Origin of the sequence: Bacillus sp. EB600, assembly GCF_024494385.1 — a bacterium.
Classification (GTDB): Bacteria; Bacillota; Bacilli; order Bacillales; family Cytobacillaceae; genus JAEVLT01.
The window spans coordinates 17,166-41,950 of the sequence record NZ_JAEVLT010000023.1; the positions used below are offsets into that span (position 1 = coordinate 17,166).

The following is a 24,785-nucleotide window of genomic DNA, read 5'->3' on the forward strand; positions in this document are numbered from 1 at the left end:
GCATATTAGGGAGTAGTGTTTACTATTATGCATTTCTATCTAATCACTGATTACCGATATTCGTTATTCCTTAGTACTATTTCAAACTAAAAATCCGTCCGATATCGTTCTTCTTTAAATGGATTAGCTGTCATGGAATAGCCAAACTCTTCCCAAAATCCGGCTTCGTCTTCTTTCATAAACTCAATCCCTGATACCCACTTGGACCCTTTCCATAAATAAAATGTTTCTGGCGGAATGAACCTTAGCGGATAGCCGTGCTTTGGATCAATATCCTGCCAATCATGATTTTGATCCTTCCAACGGTAGACAAACAGAGAATCGTCCCCTAATAGCGGATCGAGCGGCAGGTTTGCAGAATAACCAAATCTGTCCCCATTGTAATAACCGTAAATTTTAATGTATTTTACACCCTCATTGATTTCAACCAATTTTAACAATTCTTTTAGCGCAATTCCTTCAAACGACGTATCGAATTTAGACCAGGTCGTCACACAATGCATGTTAACCGTAGATATCGTTTTTGGAAGTTCCATGAATTCTTTATAGGAAAGTACCTTTTCTTCTTTTACCTCACCAAACAGTTTAAAATTCCATGTGGCTTTATTAAATTTGGGGACATCTCCTTTGTGTAGGATTGGCCAGTTTTCTGTTTCGAATTGACCAGGTGGGAGCTGTTTTTTCATCATAAACACCATTCCTTTGTTTTAATCGTTACATAACGATAGCGCCTTATTTATACATTTTCAAGAATAGCCTAGGCAAATCGTTAACATTAGCAGCTATACATAATTGATCTATGTATGGACATTACCTTTAGGAAACCTTATCTAAACGTAGCTTTCTTAAAGATTGTTGCCAATTGAGAAAATAGAAGTTTGTCATTACCCATTTATCCTCTCCAATTTGAATCTACCATAGTAACGTTGTTTTTGTGCAGTTGACCACGAAGGCTTCATTTCCGGAGCAATGAGATATCCGCCGCTTTTCGGGATAAATCCGTATCCTTTATCCATATCCGTATCTTTCGATGAGATATCCGTATCCCCGCGCTGAACTCATGTTCAAAAAACAAAATTCCTCTTTAAAGATCCCCTCCCACAAACATATCCGTCTGATTATCGATTTTTTCCGTAAACCCACCTTTGTCCTTCAATGATATGCAGACTTGTCGTAAGCCAAAAATGAATCTGCCATACAATGATTGCCTCCCGAAGGCCAATTTTCATGGCTAAAGATGGAAGATTCCCAACGGGCGTTTCTGAACAATCGCTTTTTCACAAACATCTACTCCAATTTCTTTGTTTGCTCAATGGTTCTGTTTCTCTTTCTTGCTTCATGCATCGTCTCAAACTCCTTTCACCTTTTATACACAAATCAACATTGGAATTGGACAGGATGAATAGAAGGAAGTTGTGACAAAGATGGGGCTGTCCAGATGGTCAGATACTCTGACTTTCTGGACAGCCCCAAATATGAATCATCTTATTCCAAAAAGCAGCTGCACGAATGTATTCAAGCTGTTTTTGAATTTACATGGTTTGATTTAGCACTTTTAGAAGTAACTAGACTGACAATAACTGTTAACACAACATTTATCAATAAAGCAATAATACCAGAATTTAAATCTTTCATAACTTGAGGGAGCGATGGGAATAATGTTGCAATTGTCTCTTGTGTGAGAGTCATGTAGGCAACAGCGATCACCCCGGAAATCATCCCTACTGAAGCACCTGCTTTTGTCACAAAGTTATTTTTCATGAAACTAAAGAGAAGTGCCGGAAGCAATTGTGTAATAAAGCTGTATGCCATTAAAAGTAAGGTAACGATCCCTTGTCCACCGCTTAATGTAAAATAAACACAAATGAGAGATAATACGGGAACCAACCATTTAGCTAAAATGGATACCTGTCTATCTGTTGCTGTCGGAACCATAACTTTATAAATATTTTTTGCCACTGATGTCGAGGCAGACATTAATAACATCGACCCTGGTACAAGTGCGGTTAGTAACCCCGCAGCTCCGATTAATCCAACAAACCATGGATCAAACGTTTTGACAGAAAGCTTTAATAGTGCTAGATCTGTTGCCGGACCAGTGAGGCCTGGAACTTGCCCGATGGCCGCAAAACCTACGAAAAAGATGAAAAGCAACATTAATGTATAGAGTGGTGTTATGACTGAGTTTTTACGTATCGCTTTTGCATTCTTTGCTGAGTAGGTTGCATTAAATACGTGGGGCCACATGACCGCTCCTAAAACCGTCATAACCACTGTAGAAATAAACCAAGAAATACCCAAGCCACTTTTTGGAAGTGTTAAAAAGCCCGGTTTCGTTACCTGAATTTCTTTAAACATTGACTCTATTCCGCCATAATAATGAAAAGGAATATAAATACCAATAAAAAGGACAATCCCAAAGATCATAATGTCTTTAATCACTGCAGTCCATGCTGACCCGTGAATACCAGAAATCATGACATAGATGGTAACGGCAATGGCCCCTATCCAAACAGCGATGTTTGGGGATATCAATCCATAAGAAGCCTCCGAGACAATGATACCAAGTCCCTTTAATTGAAGAACAATGTATGGGACCATTGAGATCACCCCAATTAGGGCAACAATTATTCCGAGAAATGAACTTTTATATTTACTAGTGAAAAAGTCTGATTGTGACATTAAATTATGTTCTTTTGCATATTTCCAAATTGCAGGGTAGATCCAATAAGAAAAAGCATAAATGAGACTCAAATAAGCGATAATATATAGGGCTGGCCCTCCCTTTCCATACGCCCATGAACTGGCCCCAAGGAAAGTAAACGTGGTATACGTTTCACCCGCCATCAGGAGAAATACAAAGATTGTTCCAAATCCCCGTCCCCCAACAGACCACTGCTCCAAATCCATGCTTTTTCCTTTTCTGGCTCGAATGCCTAAGAAGATGGAAAAAAGAAGAAATCCAAAAATAATGTAGATAGCTGCATTCACTCTGTTTCACCCTCCTTATTCGCTGGATCCAGTTTATAGATTATAGCCATGAAAACAGACGTTAGGACTACCCACAATACAATCCAGAATAAGATAAATGGCATCCCAAGAACATAAGGCTCCACTTTGTTAACAACTGGTAACATCCCTAGCATGCCGATAAACGGAATGAGTGATAAAAGATGGATTAATTTCATAGAATACCCTCCCTAATTTTTATATGATTCCATATACTTATTTCAATTATTACAAGGATTCAAACAAATGTATATTGGGAATTATCGGAATATTATTAAAATGTATAATACTTTGTTTCGAACTCCGGTCTAATGTACAACCAAAACTGCAATTATTATAACATTCTAATTAAATCTGTCCTTTTGTTTACAGGGGGTTCTACTTCATCCGGAATTCCCGCTGTGTAAAGCTTCCCATTTGTACTAGCTTTAAATTCTTCTTTTGCTTTGTTTAAACTATTGTCTTTATTTTGTAACAAATCATAAGCAGTCAATGCCATCGTTTTTGCAGCTAAATGCATTCCTTTAAACCCGATGGAAGAACCAAACGACGCTGTTGCCTGCCAAGAATGCAGCTGTACCCCGGTTGGTGCACAGGTTGTCATGACTTGCGCAACAGGAGTAATCCAGCTAACATCACCCACATCTGAAGAGCCCGCTGATGACTTGCCATGTATTTGATTATTGAATTCTGATTCTGTTCGTAACAGCCCCTCCGTGGAAGCTCCAAACAAATTTTTTGACATTTTTACAATAGTAGGATCAATGGTGTCTACTAATTCTTGGGCAAACAATTTTTCCGTCTCTGTATATTCAAATGAATTTGCCATTTTTAAATTTTCAAACATGACTTCATTTAAAACATGATTTGGCAGAGTTTCATAGGCAAATGCTAATATTTCCGAATCAACCTCAGTTTCTGTCATCAAGGCAGCACCTTTAGCAATTTTTCTGATTCTTACGAGCATATCCTCTACTTGTTCTTTTGTAGCTGCTCGTAAGTAATACCATACACTTGCTCGATCAGGCACGATATTCGGTGCGAGCCCTCCATTTGTAATGACATAATGGATCCGTGTTCCGTCCAATACATGCTCTCTCATGTAGTTTGCGCCAATATTCATAAGTTCCACGGCATCAAGGGCGCTTCTGCCAGCATGTGGTGCTGCAGCAGCGTGGGAAGTAGTACCTTTAAAATGAAATTTAATAGAAACCATCGCTTGCATACTCATATTAAAAACGATATTGGAGGTTCCTGGGTGCCACGTTAGGGCGCAATCAAGATCATCAAATGCACCAGCTCTAGCCATATACGTTTTGCCGGAGAGAACCTCCTCGGCAGGACAGCCATAATAACGAATGGTACCACTTATATGATCACTTTCCATTTTATTTTTAAGTGCGATAACGGCCTCAACTCCTGCTGTGCCAAGCAAATTATGTCCACAACCATGTCCAGGTCCATTTGGAATGGCTTCATGGTGTTTCGTACTTACAGTTTGAGATAATCCAGGCAATGCATCAAACTCTCCTAAAATACCGATAATCGGCTTTCCTGATCCATACTCAGCAATAAAGGCTGTTTGTATACCGCCAATATTTGGTTTAATCGTAAATCCGGCTTCTTTTAAAATCTTCATCTGTAATTCTGACGCAAAGGCTTCTTCATAAGCGACTTCAGGATTTTCCCAAATTTTTTGAGCTATTTCTGTAAAAATAGCCTGATTGCTGTCCATCCAATCTAACAACATTTTTTTACTCATTTCTAATCCTCCCCTTTTTACAATTGTTCCATTCCCTTACCAGCAAAATAGTGGTTCAATCCCCATCTAAAACAAACGTTGGTTACATTCACCATTTGTTTTAGATGGGGCAATGCTGATTTCGGGTTTGTCGTGTTTTACAGGTATGTATGTTTTATAATAAAAAAGGACAGAAGAGGGCACTATTACCCTCTCTGTCCTTTTACCTGAAAGTTTGTTCTGCTAAAAGCAGATCCCCTTTGGTGGCATATGCAGACATATGCACTCTCCAGAGCTACGTCATGTAAAGGTCCTTTTACCTGAGAGATTTGTTCCAAGGCTTTTTATGGAACTTGCTCCTTCGGTGGCGATATTTATCACTCTCTCCCAATACAATCAACCGTAAACTATTTAATTGTTTAATACGTAAAGAATATCTTAATGCAATCTAAAATACTCGTTTTATGTAAGATTATCTAACATGGTTTTTTCTATTCGCAGAAAATAAAACTACTATCCTAAAAATGAGGATTTAAAATTCTAATATAATGAATAGTTTAAATATTGAAAATAATTCATGTTTTTATATTCACACAGACTCGTCCTCATGTCAATTTATTATTTTGAATTATTCAAAAATTTTAAATTCAAGTGAAAGCGTAAAGCCATCAAGCTTAGCTCATCGTATACGGTTTATGAAATCACTTTTTTGTTTGTAATACGAAGAAGAACACATTAAATCGCCCTTATCCCGCGGTGATAAATACCTCATCAAACTTTTTAATTAAAGAATTTATTTTTAAAAAATGATTCTGGTGTATAGGAATTTTTTAAATTTTTAGGCAAAGAATTAACTAGAGTAGTGGTACATCAAATAGTGGGTTTTAAAATTGAAGTTTTACAGTGGATTCTCCAGTAATGTTTTGGTCTCAGCAATTTTTTTGTAATAAAAGTCATTATAATTGTAGCCCGAGGATAACTCCAAAGTGTATAATATACCTCTAAACATTTCTACATATGTTCTATAGAAATTCCTCACTGAGTTGCGACTCACTAGGTTTAGAGGTTTCCGTGAGAAATGAACTTTATTCCTTTATCACCTTCTAAGAAAAAGATTCCAGCGCTCTCTTTAATACCTTTCAAAACTTGAATACCTAACAAACGTATGGCATTTAAAATTTGTGTCCCAAAAAAAGGTTTAGAGTATAAACTTCTAGATTAAGGTTTTTCCTCATAATTATTACTAATTGTGAAACAAGGAGGACCTTATGAACAGCCATGATAAAACCTATCGACCCTCTTTTAGCCCTTTTGATCCTTGCCCTCCAATAAAAACCCAAACATACTCCACTCCGCCCCATTTTTATATGGGCAATCAACCGCCAAACTTTTTACCGTCTACTCCCGAAGAAGCACGAAGGGCAGGAACCTTATGGAAACCATTATCTGTTCCATATTACCATCCTCATCAACCGGCATGGGGACACAACCCTGCTTGGCATCCGTGCCGTGTGCAAAGGCTGTTGCCTTACGCACTTGCTGTTAATCCTCCATTCGCTCGTAACGAAGAAGAAGCCGTTTCACGTTTTCGTTTGCGTAAACAAGGCATGCGACCTGAAACCGCGTATCAAATCATTCACGATGAAATCGTAAAAGACGGGAATGCCCGTCTCAATCTCGCGACATTCGTTACTACCTGGATGGAGTCCACCGCAAACCGCTTGTATGCCGAATCCGTCAACAAGAACTTGATTGATAAGGACGAATACCCGCAGACAGCAGCGATCGAGGAGCGATGTGTACGAATATTAGCCAATCTCTGGCATTCGCCCGGCCCCCATAATACGATGGGCGTTTCGACAGCGGGATCTTCGGAAGGATGTATGCTCGGTGGTCTTGCGTTAAAGCGGCGCTGGCAAAACGCACGCAAGAAACAAGGGAAGCCGACCGATCGGCCAAATATCGTATTTAGTTCCGCTGTTCAGGTCGTTTGGAAAAAATTCGCGAACTATTGGGACGTGGAACCGCGTTATGTGAACATTACTCCGGATCACCCTTATATGGGTCCTGAGGGTGTACTCGCTGCCGTAGATGAAAATACAATTGGTGTGATACCGACTCTTGGAGTGACCTATACAGGCCTATACGAACCTGTCGCTGCCATTTCGACAGCCTTGGACGAGCTTCAGTCCAGAACGGGCCTTGATATTCCGATCCATGTTGACGCTGCTTCAGGCGGGTTTGTTGCACCTTTCCTTCAACCGGACATAGTCTGGGATTTTCAGCTGCCGCGGGTGAAATCGATTAATGTGTCCGGTCATAAATATGGATTAGTCTACCCGGGGATTGGATGGATCATTTGGCGTGAGGCAAACGATCTCCCCGAGGAGCTCATCTTTCGGGTTTCCTATTTAGGAGGGAACATGCCGACGTTTGGCCTGAATTTCTCTCGGCCCAGTTCACAAGTGCTTCTGCAATATTATAATTTTCTCCGTTTAGGTAAAGACGGTTATTATCAGGTGCAAAAAGCTTCTCAGGCAGTGGCGCATTTCCTTGCCAAGGCGCTTCAAAGCATGGGACCTTTTGAACTCTTTACAGACGGCTCGGATATTCCGGTATTATCATGGCGATTAAAAGAGGGATATACTTCAAACTGGGATCTTTATGATTTGTCTCGCCAATTGCGTACGTTTGGCTGGCAAGTGCCGGCATATCCATTACCCCCAAGCATGGAAACTGTAACGATTATGCGTGTTGTGGTTCGAAATGGATTTTCCATGGAAATGGCTCAGTTTTTCTTGATGAATTTGATGCAAGCCGTCTCCTTTCTGGATTCAGTGAATAAGCCACTACAACATAACACAAAGGACAACAATGGTTTTCACCATTGATTTTGAACGTTCAAGAATGCAGCTCGGACTGATGTTTTATTATCAGTCCTTTTCACTTTCATAGTGTCGCCATGTTTATTCGTACAATTCGTTGCCATATTGTTTTTTATATTAATTTTTAAATTTTTTAACACAAATTTAAAAAATAGATTTTATAATTAACATGTCCTTACAAAAGGAAACCAAAAAATGGTCGACATGAAATGGCAAAGTAAAATTGTTAATAAAGAAACGTCCATTGCAAATTTCTATTTTTTTGACGGACAATAAACGTTTGGAACTGCTCTATTATTTGAATATTTAAAATGGGGGTCAAGGAGTGAAGAACTTGAAGATTTCTACAAATGATTTCATGGTCATTATTTCAGGCTTTGTCTATGGTATGTATGCATTATTTATAGATAATAACCATCGGTATAGTAATCAAATTGCTGGAATCCTATCCTTTATTATATCTATATGGATTTCTATTTCGTGTGCGCGATCTTTAAAGAACTAAATCCAATATTCTAAAGACAGCTTATGCTAATAATGCGGTACCCATAGGACTTTTTTCTAGATAAAAAAAGGGCCATCCCCCCTATCCCTTCATGCAGTGGAGGACAGCCCTACTTTTTACTTATCCGAATTCCATTTTTTCTAGTTAGACTTTGTTTCTAAAACCGACTTTACGGTAAACTTTTGCTTAATCTTCAATCTGAAAAGCCTGACTGTAATGGATTTTTCCATCCTCGTCTCGAATTTCTACTGTAGCCTGCTTGCTGGCAGGGGCGACTTTAAACACACCAAAGTTAAAGAAATTCCCTTCTGCATACATACTTTCCGGGCCGAAGGTTGGATCAAGCCCCGGTGGATTGATTTTTACAGCGCCGATTGGACCGCTGATGAGCTCATGATAATCGGTTTTACCGTCATGATTCGCATCATATTTAATTACTTGTGCAAAATGAACATCCGTTGTAACAAAGAATACATTCTTAATTCCGTTTTCCACAATAAAATCAGAGATTTCTTTGAACTCAGTTTCATATCCTGTTGGATCGTTCGGGTTAATTTCATTTCCATTCGCCCAGCCATCTCTGGCATTAGCCTTACCAGTTGGAACAGAGATTGGAACGGACGTCGCAACAAACTTAATTTTTGCATCTGAATTTAAAAGCTGCTGTTTCAGCCAATCCAGTTGTTCGGTCCCGAGCATCGTTTTATCCGCTCCATCTGGTTGAATATTCGGATCCCGGTAGCCACGGTTATTAAGAATCATCAGATCAAGTGTATTCCCCCATGAAAACGTTTGGTAGAGCTTGTCCTGATTACTTCTCTCATCTGAAATTGGCCAGTAGTCTTTGAATGCCCGAAGACCGGTCGGCGTTAATGGCTGGGATGGACCGGAAAAGTCATTGATCACTTCATGATCGTCCCAAATTGAATACGTAGAAGTTTTTTGTAAAAGACTGCGCAAACCCGCGTCGGTGCGATTCTCTTTATACTTTGCCCAGAAATCCTGTACCGTTTGGGATGGTGGTGTCGGTACAGCCGGTGTCTTATTATCAGCATAAATCGTGTCCCCACTGAACAGGAAGAAATCCGGATTTATTGCTGACATGGCTTGAAACGTTTTATATGGAGAAATTTCCCCCTGTCCGCCCGTATCACCGCCCCATACCATGGTCATTGGTTTTAAGCTGTTCTCTGCCGGTGCTGTTTTAAATGAACCATTCACGGTATAGTGGCTGGAAACAGCATGAGCCCGGTAGTAATAAGTTGTATCCGGATGCAAGTCATTAATTTTCACTTTAACCGCAAAGTCATGCTCCGCATCTGCATGGACTGTTTTGGTGATAAAAGGATGTTGAAAGCTGCTGTCGGTTGAAACTTCAAATTGGACATTTGCCTGGTCATTTGTACGGGCCCACAGAAGTGCGGATGTTTCTGTTACATCCCCGCTTGCTACTCCATGTGAAATAAATGGTTTTTCCAACAGATCGACTAACTGGTCAGGATTGTTTGTGAATTCGCCATCAACTCCAAGCGAAAGCAGGCCTGCTAAATCGTCCTGTGAATCGACGGTCCAGGGATGGACTAAAAGCTTGTTCTCATGCGCAGCCTCCATGAATGTTGGAACAACCAGCTCTTTACTGGGACCTATACCGGAAGCGTAATCAGAGACCCGCTTGAATTCCTGAAAAAGATCCTTTCCTTGCAGCATGCTTGCAGTGTAAAGTTGAATGAACTTTACATTTGGAGCCATCGTTTTCAACTTCCGAAGGCTGTCCTCACTGAATGATTCAAGAAATAATTTCTGATTATCCAGGACATTATTTGTTTTCAAGATTTCTATCAATCTCTCTTCCATTCCCGGATAGACATCTGGTGCTTTTGTTTCCATGTAGAGACCCACTTTTCCATGACCGTGCTGTTTTACAAACTGAATGGCTTCGTCCAAGGTTGGTACTTGCTGGCCTATGTATTCTTTTTTTGCTTTGTTGGGATAGGCGGCATTAAACCATGAACCGGCATCAAGCCGCTTGATTTCCTCAAGCGTAAAATCTTTTACACGCCATGGCGCGCGGTCTGGATACATTTGTCTTGCATTGGTCGTTCTCGCAAGTGTATCGTCATGCATCACAATTAATTGGCCGTCCTTGGTCATTTGCAAATCGAATTCCACAAAATCAGCTTTCATTTGAATGGCCTTTTTATAAGCTGCTAATGTATGTTCCGGCCCGTATGCAGATGCACCACGGTGGGCAATAACTGCAACATCGGAGGTAATCGGGCGTAACGTGGATTGTCCACTTTCAGTAACAGTGCTTTGGTTTTGGGTCTGTGCCATAACTGCCCATGGAGTTGCCGAGGCTACTGATAGAGAAACGAAAGCGAGACCGGCAATTATATTTTTTTTCACTTTTTATACATCCCCTTTTATTCATATATTTACAATTTTTAGAATATAGGAGAAATGTAAAATGAATTTAAATATGATATTAATGTTTAGTAAAACGATTAAAATAGTAAATTTTACTTATCATGATAGTGAGTAAGAATTCATATCCCCATGATAAATGTACTGAATCAAATAAAAATGAGCAGCTGTTGTCTGCTCATTTTTTTATCTTTTTAAAGATATGAAAGTAAAAAACATAACTGTGGGTACCTGCCATTCACCAAATAAAGTAACCCAAAAGAATCAAAGAACAGCTAAACCTTGCGAATCCAAAATAAGGAAAATAAACCTTGTGGTTATATTTATCGTGAAATAGCTCTTTTAAAAAGCTCCCTGAATTTCTCCCGATCTTCGGATGTAAAGGGCTTTGGTCCCTTTGTACGCTTTCCGCCTTTTCGAGCCATTGCACTTAAATAACGTGTTTGTAATAATTGATCAATGTTTTCATTTGTATAGCTAAACCCTTTATGGTGAAGGACTATACATCCTTTTGCCAAACCTAGCGAAGCAAGACCATAATCTTGTGTAACAATGATATCCCCTCTGTCTACTAACTTCATAATCCGATAATCCGCAGCATCTGCTCCAGAATCAACATAAATGGTTTCCACCCCTGATGGTTGTTCCTCATTAGTAAAATGAGGGAAGCTCGTAACAAGGATCACAGGAAATTCAGCATTCCTACCTTCAGAGATAATAATATCTTTTACCGGACAAGCATCCGCATCAACATAAATTTTCATTTATATCTCTCCTGTAAAATTAGTTCGAATGATTAGACGTGAAAAAATGAGAATCTAATGGTATAATTTCCCCTCGGGTGTCTGACCACCCAATGCGTAAATCAACAAGGGGAAACTGATCTCTCTTTTTTCTAATTTTTATAAAATAATGACCCCGTACTTATCATTAGCATCTTCAATACTATATACCGTTATTTTATCATCTTCGGACAGGTTAAGTGAATTCAAGGGCAATCGAATCTGAACCTGGGTCCCTTTCATCCATTCGAAAAACAACCATTTTTGCGAAAACAGCCTAAACAATAAATCTTATTTACATAATATTATTATAGTAAATTAGTTAAAAGAGTGGTCCTCTTTCCCTTGAAGGAGACGGCAGAGCGATGGTAAACAATTGCGCTTTCCATTAATGCTGAGCAGGATTATAATCCTTGCTCTTCCTCCAAAATTAGAAGTTAAAAAAAGACCTCCATCGGCCTTTTTCAAAAATTTATTGATTGGAAATATACGGGTATTTGCTGAAATGAATGCAAGTAATATACTATTCCTCGCATTCATTTCTCTTCGCCCTTTTCTATCATTACGAGGAGGCAAACTGTCTAAACCCCTCTTTTGTTTCCCCATAATAAAGTGTGCAATTGCGGAAGGACCTTGGCGTTATTAAAATCTGGATCGTCCATTACCTTATCAATTAAGATCTCGTATTTTTTTAAGAGGTGGGATAGCAGTTCCTGATTATTCGTCGTCGAACTGTCATCATTCCCAACCTGCAAGAAAAATGGGATATTCTGATAACGCTGGTGAACGCTTTTCGCATACTCATAGTCTAAGTCATCAAAGATGACAACCTTCAAACTGACATGTTGCCTTTGTTTGTTTTGTTCCAGATTATCAATTATTTTATCTAAAACGAGAAAATCAGTCACCATCGTAGAACTAGGTGGCTTAGGTGAAATTGTTAATTCATCAACCTTCCAAAACCAATCCTGCCACCTGCTACCTTGGGTTTCAAGCGCAATTTTAATATGATGATCCTTCAGGATCGTAATAAAATGATCTAGATTTAGGAGGGCTGGATTTCCTCCTGAAATGGTTACAAAAGAAAAATTGTTGCCGCCGATTCGCTTTAAATCTTCCCAAACTTCTTCTGCTTCTAACATCCGAATATCATCTTTTCCAGTCCCATTCCAGGTAAAGGCAGAATCGCACCAACTGCAGGAGTAGTCGCAGCCTGCCGTTCTGACAAACATCGTTTTTTGGCCGATGACCATCCCTTCGCCTTGAATCGTCGGTCCGAAAATTTCCATAACGGGAATTTTAGTCAATTTCCATCCACTCCCGTCTTGCTTCGGCGTAGCTGGTAGCCGTTTCGTATAATCGAACAAACTCTACTCTAGCTCCCTTGTATTTCATCTGATTTTCTTCCTGCTTCAATGAATCAGCCATTTTTTCATAAATCCACACGACGATGTTTTCGGCTGTTGTATTCATCGGCGGTAATGTTTCATTGAGATATCGATGATCAAGAAAGATTTCAATGTCATTTTTCCAAATTTCCTTAATATCTCCAAAATCTATCATCAGGCCCCGTTCATCGAGAAATCCACTTATTCCAAAAATTACTTTATACGTATGGCCATGAAGATTTTTGCATTTTCCTTCATAGCAATGCAAATGATGAGAGGCATCAAACGTAAATTCCTTACTGACCAGTACTCGTTTTGCATGGTATTTCAATTGATTACGATTGATATCTTCATCGATTTTCTGGAGTTTATCAACAATTCGAAAACCACTCATGCGATTATAACTCCTTTCGTGTGCTTAGGTATTGATCTAGACCACGTTTTCTTAATTTACATGCAGGGCATTCACCGCAGCCGTCTGCTATGATTCCATTGTAACAAGTTAAGGTCTTTTCTCTTACAAAGTCTAAAGCATGAAGTTCATCTGCCAACTGCCAGGTTTCAGCCTTATTCAACCACATTAACGGAGTATGAATAACAAACTGCTTATCCATTGACAGGTTTAACGTGACATTCAATGACTTGATAAAAGCATCCCTGCAATCGGGATATCCGCTGAAATCTGTTTCACATACACCGGTGATGATGTGCCTTGCTCCTAGCTGATGTGCCAATATTCCTGCAAACGTAATGAATAAAAGATTCCGTCCAGGAACGAAAGTGGAGGGCAATTCCCCATTTTCCCCTTCCTTCACTTCTATATCCTTACGAGTAAGTGCATTTGGAGCAAGTTGATTTAATAATGCCATATCTAAAATATGATGCTCAACTCCAAGTTCCTTGGCAATATTTTGAGCACATTCAATTTCGGCTTTGTGTCGTTGATTATAATTAAAGGTTACCGCAATGACCTCTTCAAATCGTTCTAATGCCCAAAACAAACAAGTGGTACTATCCTGTCCACCACTAAAAACAACAATTGCTTTGTCTTTTTTCATATAAAAGCACTCCTTTTAAACATAAAAAAACAGTCCTACTAAAGAAAGCAGTCCTGTTTTCCTTAGTTTTTTTTAGAGGGTAGCTAGAACCTCTACCGCGATTAGCGGATTTTTTATTCATAATGTAATGACTATATCACAATTCTAGAATTATTTCATCAATTCATCGACATCTTTCGACTCACTTTTCGATCATTTCTGGCGGTGTCCTCATTTTAATTCTCTCGGCATCGTTTCAACTTTTACTAACTTTCCGCTCACCTAGTAGGAAAATCCAAAGTCGATGAATATTTTAAAAAAATTTGATAAAGGTGAAAAAGTTTAAGCTTATTTAGGGAAGTTGGGTCGAATTCCTCTTTCCTCTCTTTTTGTTTTCTGGTTAATATTGATTGTCCTGTTTGCATGATAACTGGAGAAGTTGATGATTAATTAAGTATTTAAAATGAATGAATTTCGTATTGTGTATTGGACATAAGATGATCTAGCTATCTCAATTGTGGATAAAAATTATGAGATCGAAGTTGAAAATGTCATCAGGGAGACTTATGAGGTTGATAAAGGATGACATCAGCATGGTTGAATAAGGTAAAAGCAAATTCATACCGAGATTATAGAAATGGACTAAAAGAATAGGGGAGAAACATGGAAGGTAAAACACATATTGTTGGAGGCTTAGCAGCTGGCGCTCTATATTTAAACTTGGGAGGAGCCGTTGGCCATGAAGCTCTTTTTTTTGGCAGTTTAGCTCTTGGTGCTTTAATACCGGATATCGACCACACCGGTTCTTTGATTGGCCGAAAAGTACCGTTCGTTGATAATATAATCAGCTCGGTATTCGGCCATCGTTCCTTTACTCATAGTCTTTTGTTTTTAGTTTTAGCATTCTTCTTATTTCAGCATACTTCCTGGCCTAAAGATATTGAATTAGGAATCTTGCTGGGGATGTTCAGTCATATGGTCCTGGATATGCTCACAAAACAAGGAATTAAGTTTTTATGGCCTTTAAAAATCCATATAGGTATACCTGGTGGAATTCGTACCGGCGGTGCAATTGAACGAGGTTTTTTCACCGTTTTAGTCGTTTATCTTTGTTATGTTGGTTATCAAATTTATTTATAAATCCCGAGGAAAATTACAACACGGAATATGGAGCATCACGACCCACACATTGATCCGATATTTATGATTCCTGTTATGAGTAGTTTAAAGAGCCTTCCTTTCTTTTATTGGTTTCTTGACACCTGCTTTTGGAATCACCGTTACAACAGCTAATAAAGCTAGTCCAGCAAAAATAGCGTTTGCAAGCAGTCCGATACTTGCGGCTGCTTCCATATTTCCAGCCTTTGCAATTGCACTATAAACAGCAACAGATAGCGCTAAACCAAATGAGCCGCCAAGTGTACTAGACATTTTATAAATACCTGCTGCCTTTCCTGCCTTCGCTTCCGGAACATTGTCTACTGCTGTATCTGTTGATGGGGTTGCGTAAAGGCCAAGTCCAATCCCATAAACTGTAAAACCAATAAAAACAACAATAGAATAAATCGAATTTGATGGGGTAAAGGTCATTAAGATAATTCCAGTGATCACTAAAAGACAAGCTAAAACCATTGGCTTTCTTGGACCACTTCGTTGTAATATTTTTTCGCCAACACGAATCATCGCTAATACAGCAACTAAATAGCCAAGTGATAGTAACCCAGATTGAAACGAACTGTAATGTCTTGCCTCTTGGACATACGTATTCGCAACAATGAGTGCTCCAGCTACAGCATTTAGTAAAAAATTTGACACAGCAGCGCCAGTAAAATAATTATTTTTAAATAAAGAAAGATCGACAAATCCGTTAGATTTTCCCGTTACAATTTAAAAAAATACCCCACCGCCAATGACCGCAACAGCCATTAACGTTAACGAAATAGGACTTGTCCAACCGAAGTCCCCTCCACGTGTAATAACAGTTTCTAAGGCAAGCATCACAAGGGCAAAGACAACTAAGCAAGCATAATCAAATTTTGATGACTTGATTTGTTTTGCTTTAGCTCTCTGGTATTTCTTTAATCAAGAACCAAGATAACAAAGTGAAAATGATGGAAAAAATGAAGATCCAACGCCATCCCAAATACGTAGCAATTAGACCCCCAGCAAACGAACAAATGCCCCCGCCGCCCCATGATCCAAAAGACCAGTAGCTAATGGCTCTTTGGCGATCAGCACCTTCAAAATAGGTTTTTACCAAAGCAAGCATCGCAGGCATAATACACGCTGCCGAGAGGCCTTGAATCACACGCCCAATAATTAAGAGAGCCGTATCATGTGCAAAGATGAGACAAAGTGAACCAACTTTTTTTAAAGCTCCATAGGGCACGAGGTGCGGGCGGGGCTTACTATCATGATGGAAAAGGACAGCTGCTTTGTTATCTTATGCTTTCCTTGGCAGATTTTAATGTATTATACATCAGCATGGTTATTGTCATCGGGCCGACCCCTTTTGGAACAGGGGTAATATATCCCGCCTTTTCACTCACCTCATCAAAGGCAACATCTCCGCAAAGCTTGCCGGCTTCATTGCGGTTAATCCCGACATCAATGACGACAGCACCTTCTTTTATGTGTTCTGCTTTGATAAAGTTTACTTTTCCAACAGCAACAACCAAAATATCCGCCTGTGTTGTATGTAGTTTTAAATCCTTCGTTTTAGAGTGACAATAGGTAACCGTGGCATTCTGGTTTAGTAATAATTGTCCAATCGGTTTTCCAACAATATTGCTTCTTCCGATCACCACAGCATTTTTGCCGGAAATAGAAATTCCTGATTCTTCCAATAACACCATAATCCCATATGGTGTGCATGGGAGGAAGGCATTTTGGCCCGTCATCATTCTGCCGATATTGATTGGATGAAAGCCGTCAACATCCTTTGCCGGAATTATTGTTTCAATAACCTTTATTTCATCAATGTGTTTTGGAAGCGGAAGCTGAACCAAAATGCCGTGGATTTTTGGGTCCCCATTCAATTCTTCAATCTTTGCCAGCAATTCTTCCTCACTTGTTTCTTCAGGCATTTCAATTAATAAGGAGTACATTCCAAGTTCTTTACATGCTTTTTGTTTACTGTTTACGTAAGTCCGAGAGGCTTGGTTATTCCCGACGAGAATCACCGCCAATCCAGGAGTTACACCCTCGGCTTTAAGCTGTTTAACTTCTTCGCCGATTTCTATTCTTTTTTTTGCGGCAATTTCTTTTCCGTTGATGATTTTAGCTGTCATTTTTTTCTCTCCTTACCTTTTTGTACTCATCAAGCAATCTTCATCCGGAATATTTTGCTTACCCTTCGAAAGAACACCCTTCACAAACTTGCTTGGCTGGTCATACACATTCATGATCTTCGTTAAAGAATTGTGAGAAACAACCCTTTTTTTCTCCTCCCTACTTTCTTTTGAAATCCTTTAAGCCAGTGGCATCATTTATAGAATTTCAATCAACAAAGTAGAAACGTAAAAGCATCTACATCATGGCAGACAGTTCTTGACTACATCTGTTACAATATGAAATCAGCATTTTGCACGACAGCCGCCCTATAAAATTAACTCATTTGAATACAATCGTTTTATTACCATGGACAAGTACTTTATCTTCTACATGCCAGGCAACAGCTTGGGCGAGAACCCTCTTTTCCACATGACGTCCGGCAGTCTTTAAATCTTCTATTGTATTGCGATGACTAATCCGTTGTACATCTTGTTCAATAATCGGCCCTTCATCAAGATCATTCGTTACGTAGTGGGCAGTTGCCCCTATTAACTTTACCCCCCGGTTAAATGCCCTGACATAAGGATTCGCTCCAGCAAATGCCGGTAAGAAAGAGTGATGAATGTTAATGATTTGATTTGGAAACATTGAAATAAATTTTGGGGAAAGAATTTGCATATATCTCGCTAAGACAATAAAGTCTACTTTTCCTTTTAATAGCTCAACTGCTTTTTGTTCGGCACTTTCTTTTTCTTCTTTAGACACTTGAATATGATAAAAAGGGATTCCGTAACCCTCAACTTCTTCTTTTAGATCAGGATGATTACTTATTACCATAGGGATTTCTACTTGGATTTCCTTTGATTTCCACCGCCAAATAAGCTCCCAGAGGCAGTGATCTGTTTTTGAAACAAAGATGGCCATTCGCTTTCTTTTTAAGTTATTACTCAACCGCCAATCCAAAGTATAATTTTCCGCCAACGCATGTAGATCTTGTTCAAGTTTTTCAAATGAAGCATCGAAGTCTTCCAAATCAAATTCGATTCGCACAAAAAATACACCTGCTCGTGGATCAGTTGTATATTGGTCAAAATGGACAATGTTCGCTTTGTGTGCTAATAAAAAATCCGTTACAGTAGAGATAATACCAGGCTTTTCAGGACAAGAAATTAATAATCTTGCACGGTTAACAGTTTCTGCTTTATTCAATGCTCTTCCTCCACTCTTCTCATTGTTATAATTTAGTTATATATAGTATTGAAACCATTTGAATTATTATGCAAACTTCACCAACGAAAACGTCTAAGCTCGTCCAAGCTCTTGTAATAATAACTTAAATCGTCTTGCAGGTTTTTTGCTTCTCTCATGAGTTCCTCTTCTCTTCGTTCATTCTTACTACTTTACGTTTGCTGCATCTTTGCTTCTCAATCTATTTCAATTGCACATGCACTTGAAGTAAAAGTCTCTCCAACGAGAAAACCGTGTTCATCGGTATAATCAATTTGCGTCTCTTCATCTAAATAACGTTTTGTAAAGCGATCGATTCGAAACTGAATTCCTTCATATTCAATAACCATATCATTTCGTCTCAGTTCATCAAAAACAAGAGTAAATTTGACAGACAGCCCGCATCCACCGGCTATATCGGCATCAATTCGAGGAGAATATTCTTCCTTCAACTCCATTGCTTTTAGCTTGTTTAATGCTGCCTGCGTTAATGTTATAACCATCGAATCATCCCCTGCTCGCCAATGTCCCATCTTACAATAATTACACATCCACTTTTGCTGCCAGGACCTGTTCATCAGCATCATAGGATGGGTGAACAAGCGGTCCTGCTTCACAATGGCCAGGTTTCTGAACATACTCAATAGAGATATCTTTCACTCATATGGAACAGGCATGAAGTTCTTGGTGTTATTTAAACCACCAAGAACGAAATTTTTAACTTAACTTCATTCCCGGTGATTCGTGCTTAATCATTTGTTAAGTCTTTACGGTCTCTTTCTTTTCTGCTTCTTCTTTTATATATCGTAAAATTGGTTGTCTGGCGGCTTTAACTTCATCCAATCGGCCGATCACCGTGGTATGTGGTGCATCTAATACGATTTCAGGATTTTCTTCTACTTCTTTTGCGATTTGAATCATCACATCCGCAAAGGCATCGAGAGTTTCCTTTGACTCGGTTTCTGTTGGTTCAATCATCATACATTCTTCTACATTTAGTGGGAAGTAGATGGTCGGCGGATGGTATCCAAAATCCAGCAACCGTTTTGCCATATCGAGTGTTCTTACCCCTAACTTTTTCTGCCTGGATCCGGATAACACAAATTCGTGCTTACACACTTGCGAATACGGTGCTTCAAAATATGGCTCAAGCTTCTTTCGAAGATAGTTCGCATGAAGGACTGCATCTTCCGATACTTGACGTAATCCTTCAGGTCCCATTGTGCGAATATAGGTGTACGCACGTAATAGAATGCCGAAGTTACCATAATACCCTTTCACACGGCCGATTGAAAGCGGCTGGTTGTAATCCAATACATATTGGCCATTTTCCTTTGCCACTCGCGGAACTGGTAAAAATGGAATCAGCTTTTCCTTTACACCGACAGGACCTGCACCAGGGCCTCCGCCGCCGTGAGGACCAGTGAAGGTTTTATGCAGGTTCAAGTGCACAATGTCAAAGCCCATTTTACCAGGAGTTGATTTTCCTAAGATGGCATTTGCATTGGCACCATCATAATATAATAATCCTCCTGCTTCATGGACAGCATTCGCGATTTCAACTATTTCTTTTTCGAAAAGTCCCAGCGTATTTGGATTTGTCAACATTAGTGCTGCTGTATTCTGATCTACATGTTTCTTTAATTCTTCCAGATCAACTAACCCATGTTCATTGGATGGAATCGTTACGGCTTCAAAACCCGCAACCGATGCACTTGCCGGATTGGTTCCATGTGCTGAGTCCGGAACAAGCACTTTGGTTCTCACTTCACCTTTTTGCTTATGGTAGGCTTTGACCAGCATTAACCCTGTCCATTCACCTTGAGCTCCTGCAGCAGGCTGCAATGTTACGGCGTCCATTCCTGTGATCACGGCTAATTCTTCCTGCAGTTCATATAAAACCTCTAATGCACCTTGCACTGTTTCAGCTGGCTGGTATGGATGAATGCGGCTGAATCCATCCATACGTGCAACATCTTCATTAATTTTCGGATTATACTTCATCGTACAAGATCCAAGTGGATAGAAACCGTTATCAATTCCGTAGTTTTTATTCGAAAGCGCTGTATAATGACGAACAAGCTGTAGCTCTGATACTTCCGGAAGTTCCGCCGGAGTTTCACGAATTAAATGCTTCGGAAGTTTATTATTGATATCGACTTTATCAACGTCACTTTCCGGAAGGCTTGAGCCTACGCGTCCCTGACGGCTAATTTCAAAAATAAGGTGATTATATTCAACCATTTACAGCAGCCTCCAATACCTTGATAAATTGATCAATCTCTTCTCTCGTCCTTTGCTCGGTCACGGCAATGAGCATTTGATTTTCAAAGCCGTAATCACCTGCTAAGTCATAACCTCCGATGATACCCGCCTCAAGCAGTTTTGCATTGACCTCTTTAACAGCAGCAGGAAGCTCTACTACAAATTCATTAAAGAATGGTGCATGATTCGTCACGATAAAGCCTTTCTTTTGCAGACTTTTTGCCATGTAATCAGCTTTTTCAAAGTTAAGTTGAGCCATCTCACGGATTCCCTGTTTGCCTAGTGCACTCATACAGATAGTAGTTGCAAGTGCATTTAATGCCTGGTTCGAACAAATATTGGATGTTGCTTTATCCCGGCGAATATGTTGTTCGCGTGCCTGCAGTGTTAATACAAATCCACGCTGCCCTTTCTCATCTGTCGTTTGACCGACAATCCGTCCAGGGATTTTTCGCATGTATTTTTTATTTACTGCAAAATAACCACAGTGCGGCCCGCCGAAGGACATTGGGACTCCCAATGGCTGCATATCTCCGATCACAATGTCTGCCCCGAGCTCGCCTGGAGCCTGCAGTAAAGCCAGTGCCAGCGGATTGGCACTCACGATCAAAAGAGCTCCATTTTCTTGCGCAATTTTCTTAATTTCTGCCAAATCTTCAATTGATCCGAAGAAGTTAGGATATTGAACAATAACTGCAGCAGTCCCTTTATCAATCTGTGCCTGCAGTTTTTCTAAGTCGGTAACATCAGTAGCAAGATTCACATCCTCTACTGTATATCCATGGCCACTGGCCACCGTATTTAAAATCGCGCGCGATTCAGGATGCACTGCTTTTGATACAAGCACTTTTGAACGTCTTGTTGATGCAGCCGCGAGTGATGCAGCTTCAGCAAGTGATGTAAACCCATCGTACATCGAAGAATTTGCAACATCCATTCCAGTTAACTCACAAACCATAGTTTGAAATTCAAAAATCGCGTGTAATTCACCCTGGCTGATTTCCGGCTGGTATGGTGTATAGGCCGTATAAAATTCAGAACGGGAAATCATAGCGTTGACTACACTTGGAACATAATGATCATAGGTTCCCGCACCAAGGAAGGTTGGGTATTGATTCACATTTTTGTTTTTGGAAGCAAGCCTATACATTTTTTTCAAAAGAACTGGTTCAGGGTCCGCCATTGGGATATTCAGCTCACCTTGAACCCTGATCTCAGCTGGAATATCTGCAAACAGCTCATCGATAGAAGACATATTTAAAAAAGCGAGCATTTCCTCTTGATCTTGTTTCGTATCTGGGAGGTATCGATAAGTGGACGTCATTTTATTCCCCTCCTTCATTAATAAGGGCTTGGTACGAATCTTCATTTAAAAGAGCCTTCAGTTCTTCCGGACTTGACATTTCTACCTCTACTAACCAGCCTTTGCTTAATGGAGATTCGTTAATGGTCTCAGGAGCATCATCTAACTCCTCATTGATCTGAACAATCGTACCTGATATAGGAGCGAAAATTTCAGAAACTGCTTTAACCGATTCGATTGTTCCCATTGATTCACCCGCCGTTACTTTATCATCCACTTGCGGATTTTCAACAAATACGATATCTCCCAGCTGTTTTTGTGCATAATCAGTAATCCCTATTCGCACTCGATTTCCGTCTAATTGTAAAACCCATTCGTGTTCCTTGCTATAAAGTAGATTTGTTGTATTTGTCATTTTTTTCTTCCTTCCACCAATGGTATTTTATAATTTTGAGTGTTCCGTATATATTTGACTTAGCATTTTTTACACTTACACCTGCATCAAGAGACCTTACTCCGCCATTTATTATGAAAATGTCGGCACTAGCCCTTTTTATAGAAAGGTGATTTAACAACAACAGCGTCAATCTTTTTATTACGGACTTCAACTTTGACTGGAGTTCCTATTTCAGCATATTTTGTCAATACGACCGCAAGGCCTAAGCTTTTCTTTAAAGTCGGAGAATGAGTGCCAGATGTAATAACCCCAATTTCCTCCTCATCTGCTGAAAACACCTTGTAGCCGTGGCGAGGAATTCCCCTTCCCGTAACTTCAATCCCTACTACCTTCCGTTTTAATCCTTCCTCTTTTTGTGCTAGTAGACTATCCTTGCCGATAAAGTCACTTTCTTTTTTCGTTTTGACAGCAAAACCAATTCCGGCTTCAAGTGGGCTAATTTCGCTGGTAAGCTCCTGGCCATACAGAGGAAGACGTGATTCAAAACGAAGCGTGTCACGTGCACCAAGTCCACATGGTTTTAATCCATCTTTCTTTCCCGTATCTAGAAGCTTCTCCCAAAGTGCTTCCGCCTTATCTGCCGCTAAATAAAGTTCAAAACCATCCTCCCCTGTGTAACCTGTACGAGATACAAGAACGTCTTTAACTCCGTCAACATCAACATGTTGTGCGAAGTGGAAAAAGCCAATTTTAGATAAATCTATTTCCGTTAACTTTTGTAAAATGCCCTCTGCCTTTGGACCTTGGATGGAAAGTTGAGCAATGTTATTAGAAATATTTTGTAGCGTTACTTCCCCTTTTTTATGCTGTTTCATCCACTCGAAATCTTTTTCAATGTTTGCTGCGTTAATCACGAGTAGATATTTTTCATTCTCTAATTTATAAACAAGCAAGTCATCAACCGTCCCACCATCCGGATAACACATTGCTGTATACTGTGCCTGATTGATCGTTATCTTTGTTACATCGTTTGTCACAAGGTAGTTAATAAAGCTTTCAGCATCTTTTCCTTCAACAAGCACCTCACCCATATGCGAAACATCAAAAAGTCCTGCTTCCTTTCGGACAGCCTCATGTTCTTCTAGTATGCTGGAAAACTGTACCGGAAGTTCCCAACCACCAAAATCAATGATCTTTGCACCATATTTTTTATATGCTTCAAAAAGTGGTGTTCGTTTTAACTCAGTTTCTACTCCCATTGGATAGACCCCCTGTCTAAGATTTTAAATAATTGTTCCTTCACCTGTTTGATTGTCTCTTTTTTGCTAGTCCTTCAAGCACTGGTTCCCGAAGTGTTTTAGGCATATCTTTATAACTCGTGTTTCGCTGTCACGATTGTTATTTTAAGATGGTTATACTATTTGCAAATTCCTTTGATTTCAAACTGGTACTGCCTGCCATACTCTTTTGCTATCTTCAACAAATGTTTTCTCCGTGAATCATCGGTAACTATCCCAAGTAATCACCCAAGAGGCGCTTTATCTGTTCCGTGGGCCTGAATAATGTTAAAACAACTCTGAAATTCCAGCAGCATGCCCCTTTCTTACACTGTGACTACCTGCTGAAATATTGGATAGGCATCACAAATCGATTTAGTGGTTTCCTTTGCTTTTTCAAGCACCAGCGAAATCAATCTTTCTAGGGTAAGCACTTGCCCCCGCAATGATCAATTTAGGTTTTTCCTTTTTGGCGATCGCTTCCAATTCATCATAATCAATCAATTGAGTATCTTTTCTCACGCCGTAGGACACAACTTCAAACCATTTTCCCGAAACACTTACAGGGCTTCCGTGAGTTAAATGCCCGCCTTGCGAAAGGTTCATCCCCATTACTTTATCTCCAGGCTGAAGCAGAGCGAAAAATACGGCAAAGTTTGCTTGTGCACCTGAGTGTGGCTGAACATTTGCATATTTGGCGCCAAACAGCCGAGTGACGCGGTCAATGGCTGTTTGTTCCGCCACATCTACAAATTCACATCCACCATAGTAGCGCTTTCCGGGATAGCCTTCTGCATATTTATTCGTCATCACACTTCCCATTGCTTCCAATACATCTTGACTGACAAAATTTTCCGAAGCAATCAACTCTAGTGTGTTTGATGTTGTCGTTTCCTTTCGTTTTCAATTGCTTCAAAAATGATTCGATCACTCGACTGTAAACTCATTGTTATTACCCCCTCTTTTTTGATTGTCACTGCCAGATTTGTCCCTTGTTTTTTCACGCAAAAAGGGACAGAAAAGGGTAGGACAACACTCCCTTCTCTGTCCCTAACCTGAGTGCTTAACTCTAATAGAGTATTCCCCTCTGGTGGTGTTTTATTTAACGCCAGTTTTTGTTGGTTGAAAGTGGATTCCATCCTTGCTTCCGTGGAAATAGCGATGGTCCCTCCAGATACAAATCCCCCCTAAATTAAAGGTCCTGATGGTGGGAAAGTGCTGCAGCACTTATCTCTCTAGTTGGGTAAATAAATTTGTCCTGGAGGCGCGGCA

21 protein-coding genes, 1 pseudogene and 2 riboswitches are annotated in these 24,785 nt (G+C 39.8%); of the genes and pseudogenes, 3 read left to right on the forward strand and 19 right to left on the reverse strand.

Translation table 11 applies throughout. The features are described 5' to 3' along the window. Nucleotides 1–86: 86 nt before the first annotated feature. From JN080_RS19390 to JN080_RS19405, 4 genes are all read right to left on the reverse strand, one after another. Nucleotides 87–686, reverse strand: coding sequence for a molybdopterin-dependent oxidoreductase (locus JN080_RS19390; protein ID WP_256237684.1), 600 nt, complete (start codon nt 684–686; stop codon nt 87–89). A gap of 829 nt (nt 687–1,515) precedes the next feature. Next, entirely contained in the window at nt 1,516–2,991 is a 1,476-nt protein-coding gene (locus JN080_RS19395; protein WP_256237627.1) for a sodium:solute symporter family protein, read from the reverse strand. Then, the gene (locus JN080_RS19400; RefSeq protein ID WP_256237628.1) at nt 2,988–3,188 is read right to left on the reverse strand and encodes a DUF3311 domain-containing protein; all 201 of its coding nucleotides are present in this window, start codon (nt 3,186–3,188) and stop codon (nt 2,988–2,990) included. The genes JN080_RS19395 and JN080_RS19400 overlap by 4 nt, the downstream gene beginning before the upstream one ends. A gap of 155 nt (nt 3,189–3,343) precedes the next feature. Then, nucleotides 3,344–4,771 carry an amidohydrolase gene (locus JN080_RS19405; RefSeq protein ID WP_256237629.1) on the reverse strand — a complete coding sequence of 476 codons (1,428 nt, stop codon included), beginning with the start codon at nt 4,769–4,771 and terminating at the stop codon, nt 3,344–3,346. 277 nt (nt 4,772–5,048) lie between these two features. Then, nucleotides 5,049–5,150: riboswitch (glycine riboswitch) on the reverse strand. An 868-nt stretch (nt 5,151–6,018) separates the two neighbouring features. On the opposite strand from JN080_RS19405, the gene gad reads away from it, so the two are divergent. Beyond that, nucleotides 6,019–7,641: a glutamate decarboxylase gene (gad, locus tag JN080_RS19410; protein ID WP_256237630.1), complete on the forward strand. Its 1,623-nt coding sequence runs from the start codon at nt 6,019–6,021 to the stop codon at nt 7,639–7,641. 328 nt (nt 7,642–7,969) lie between these two features. Further along, entirely contained in the window at nt 7,970–8,140 is a 171-nt protein-coding gene (locus JN080_RS19415) for a hypothetical protein (RefSeq protein ID WP_256237631.1), read from the forward strand. A gap of 186 nt (nt 8,141–8,326) precedes the next feature. Here JN080_RS19415 and JN080_RS19420 read toward each other — a convergent pair whose 3' ends face one another. From JN080_RS19420 to queC, 5 genes are all read right to left on the reverse strand, one after another. Further along, entirely contained in the window at nt 8,327–10,546 is a 2,220-nt protein-coding gene (locus JN080_RS19420) for a glycerophosphodiester phosphodiesterase family protein (protein WP_256237632.1), read from the reverse strand. A gap of 341 nt (nt 10,547–10,887) precedes the next feature. Further along, nucleotides 10,888–11,328 carry a YaiI/YqxD family protein gene (locus JN080_RS19425; RefSeq protein ID WP_256237633.1) on the reverse strand — a complete coding sequence of 147 codons (441 nt, stop codon included), beginning with the start codon at nt 11,326–11,328 and terminating at the stop codon, nt 10,888–10,890. Nucleotides 11,329–11,927: 599 nt separating this feature from the next. Then, nucleotides 11,928–12,653 (reverse strand): 7-carboxy-7-deazaguanine synthase QueE, encoded by a 726-nt coding sequence (queE, locus tag JN080_RS19430; protein ID WP_256237634.1) that lies wholly within the window; start codon nt 12,651–12,653, stop codon nt 11,928–11,930. Beyond that, nucleotides 12,646–13,128 (reverse strand): 6-carboxytetrahydropterin synthase QueD, encoded by a 483-nt coding sequence (queD, locus tag JN080_RS19435; RefSeq protein ID WP_256237635.1) that lies wholly within the window; start codon nt 13,126–13,128, stop codon nt 12,646–12,648. The genes queE and queD overlap by 8 nt, the downstream gene beginning before the upstream one ends. 4 nt (nt 13,129–13,132) lie before the next feature. Further along, nucleotides 13,133–13,792 (reverse strand): 7-cyano-7-deazaguanine synthase QueC, encoded by a 660-nt coding sequence (gene queC / locus JN080_RS19440; RefSeq protein WP_256237636.1) that lies wholly within the window; start codon nt 13,790–13,792, stop codon nt 13,133–13,135. A gap of 56 nt (nt 13,793–13,848) precedes the next feature. Continuing rightward, nucleotides 13,849–13,891: riboswitch (PreQ1 riboswitch) on the reverse strand. A 543-nt stretch (nt 13,892–14,434) separates the two neighbouring features. Between queC and JN080_RS19445 the strand changes: the two genes are divergently transcribed. Beyond that, a complete protein-coding gene (locus JN080_RS19445; protein ID WP_256237637.1) occupies nt 14,435–14,911 on the forward strand; it encodes a metal-dependent hydrolase in 477 nt (158 codons plus the stop codon). An 84-nt stretch (nt 14,912–14,995) separates the two neighbouring features. On the opposite strand, the gene JN080_RS29930 is transcribed toward JN080_RS19445, so the two are convergent. The 10 genes and pseudogenes from JN080_RS29930 to JN080_RS19490 form a co-directional block, all read right to left on the reverse strand. Beyond that, entirely contained in the window at nt 14,996–15,586 is a 591-nt protein-coding gene (locus JN080_RS29930) for an MFS transporter (RefSeq protein WP_375141706.1), read from the reverse strand. A 244-nt stretch (nt 15,587–15,830) separates the two neighbouring features. Next, the gene (locus JN080_RS29935) at nt 15,831–16,160 is read right to left on the reverse strand and encodes an MFS transporter (RefSeq protein WP_375141707.1); all 330 of its coding nucleotides are present in this window, start codon (nt 16,158–16,160) and stop codon (nt 15,831–15,833) included. A gap of 49 nt (nt 16,161–16,209) precedes the next feature. Beyond that, nucleotides 16,210–17,061, reverse strand: coding sequence for a bifunctional methylenetetrahydrofolate dehydrogenase/methenyltetrahydrofolate cyclohydrolase FolD (folD, locus tag JN080_RS19455; RefSeq protein WP_256237638.1), 852 nt, complete (start codon nt 17,059–17,061; stop codon nt 16,210–16,212). A 322-nt stretch (nt 17,062–17,383) separates the two neighbouring features. Continuing rightward, on the reverse strand, nt 17,384–18,253 hold the full coding sequence (purU, locus tag JN080_RS19460) for a formyltetrahydrofolate deformylase (RefSeq protein ID WP_256237639.1): 870 nt from the start codon (nt 18,251–18,253) through the stop codon (nt 17,384–17,386). 215 nt (nt 18,254–18,468) lie between these two features. Further along, nucleotides 18,469–18,774: a HesB/IscA family protein gene (locus JN080_RS19465; protein WP_256237640.1), complete on the reverse strand. Its 306-nt coding sequence runs from the start codon at nt 18,772–18,774 to the stop codon at nt 18,469–18,471. Nucleotides 18,775–19,030: 256 nt separating this feature from the next. Continuing rightward, complete coding sequence (gene gcvPB / locus JN080_RS19470; protein ID WP_256237641.1) at nt 19,031–20,515, reverse strand: aminomethyl-transferring glycine dehydrogenase subunit GcvPB; 1,485 nt, start codon at nt 20,513–20,515, stop codon at nt 19,031–19,033. Next, nucleotides 20,508–21,860: an aminomethyl-transferring glycine dehydrogenase subunit GcvPA gene (gene gcvPA, locus JN080_RS19475; RefSeq protein WP_256237642.1), complete on the reverse strand. Its 1,353-nt coding sequence runs from the start codon at nt 21,858–21,860 to the stop codon at nt 20,508–20,510. The genes gcvPB and gcvPA overlap by 8 nt, the downstream gene beginning before the upstream one ends. A gap of 1 nt (nt 21,861) precedes the next feature. Beyond that, nucleotides 21,862–22,254: a glycine cleavage system protein GcvH gene (gene gcvH / locus JN080_RS19480; protein ID WP_256237643.1), complete on the reverse strand. Its 393-nt coding sequence runs from the start codon at nt 22,252–22,254 to the stop codon at nt 21,862–21,864. 128 nt (nt 22,255–22,382) lie between these two features. After that, a complete protein-coding gene (gcvT, locus tag JN080_RS19485) occupies nt 22,383–23,495 on the reverse strand; it encodes a glycine cleavage system aminomethyltransferase GcvT (RefSeq protein ID WP_256237644.1) in 1,113 nt (370 codons plus the stop codon). 423 nt (nt 23,496–23,918) lie between these two features. Further along, nucleotides 23,919–24,460 (reverse strand): annotated as a pseudogene (locus JN080_RS19490) (PLP-dependent aminotransferase family protein); the annotation flags it as partial. Nucleotides 24,461–24,785: the final 325 nt, after the last annotated feature.

Excerpts from the sequence above, each read along its gene's own strand:
- JN080_RS19405 (WP_256237629.1), bottom strand. The coding sequence starts at position 4,771 with ATGAGTAAAAAAATGTTGTTAGATTGGATGGACAGCAATCAGGCTATT.
- folD (WP_256237638.1), bottom strand. The coding sequence starts at position 17,061 with ATGACAGCTAAAATCATCAACGGAAAAGAAATTGCCGCAAAAAAAAGA.
- gcvPB (WP_256237641.1), bottom strand. The coding sequence starts at position 20,515 with ATGGTTGAATATAATCACCTTATTTTTGAAATTAGCCGTCAGGGACGC.
- JN080_RS19400 (WP_256237628.1), bottom strand. The coding sequence starts at position 3,188 with ATGAAATTAATCCATCTTTTATCACTCATTCCGTTTATCGGCATGCTA.
- gad (WP_256237630.1), top strand. The coding sequence starts at position 6,019 with ATGAACAGCCATGATAAAACCTATCGACCCTCTTTTAGCCCTTTTGAT.
- gcvT (WP_256237644.1), bottom strand. The coding sequence starts at position 23,495 with ATGGGAGTAGAAACTGAGTTAAAACGAACACCACTTTTTGAAGCATAT.
- JN080_RS19390 (WP_256237684.1), bottom strand. The coding sequence starts at position 686 with ATGAAAAAACAGCTCCCACCTGGTCAATTCGAAACAGAAAACTGGCCA.
- JN080_RS19465 (WP_256237640.1), bottom strand. The coding sequence starts at position 18,774 with ATGGTTATAACATTAACGCAGGCAGCATTAAACAAGCTAAAAGCAATG.
- queD (WP_256237635.1), bottom strand. The coding sequence starts at position 13,128 with ATGAGTGGTTTTCGAATTGTTGATAAACTCCAGAAAATCGATGAAGAT.
- JN080_RS19425 (WP_256237633.1), bottom strand. The coding sequence starts at position 11,328 with ATGAAAATTTATGTTGATGCGGATGCTTGTCCGGTAAAAGATATTATT.
- queC (WP_256237636.1), bottom strand. The coding sequence starts at position 13,792 with ATGAAAAAAGACAAAGCAATTGTTGTTTTTAGTGGTGGACAGGATAGT.
- JN080_RS19445 (WP_256237637.1), top strand. The coding sequence starts at position 14,435 with ATGGAAGGTAAAACACATATTGTTGGAGGCTTAGCAGCTGGCGCTCTA.
- gcvPA (WP_256237642.1), bottom strand. The coding sequence starts at position 21,860 with ATGACGTCCACTTATCGATACCTCCCAGATACGAAACAAGATCAAGAG.
- gcvH (WP_256237643.1), bottom strand. The coding sequence starts at position 22,254 with ATGACAAATACAACAAATCTACTTTATAGCAAGGAACACGAATGGGTT.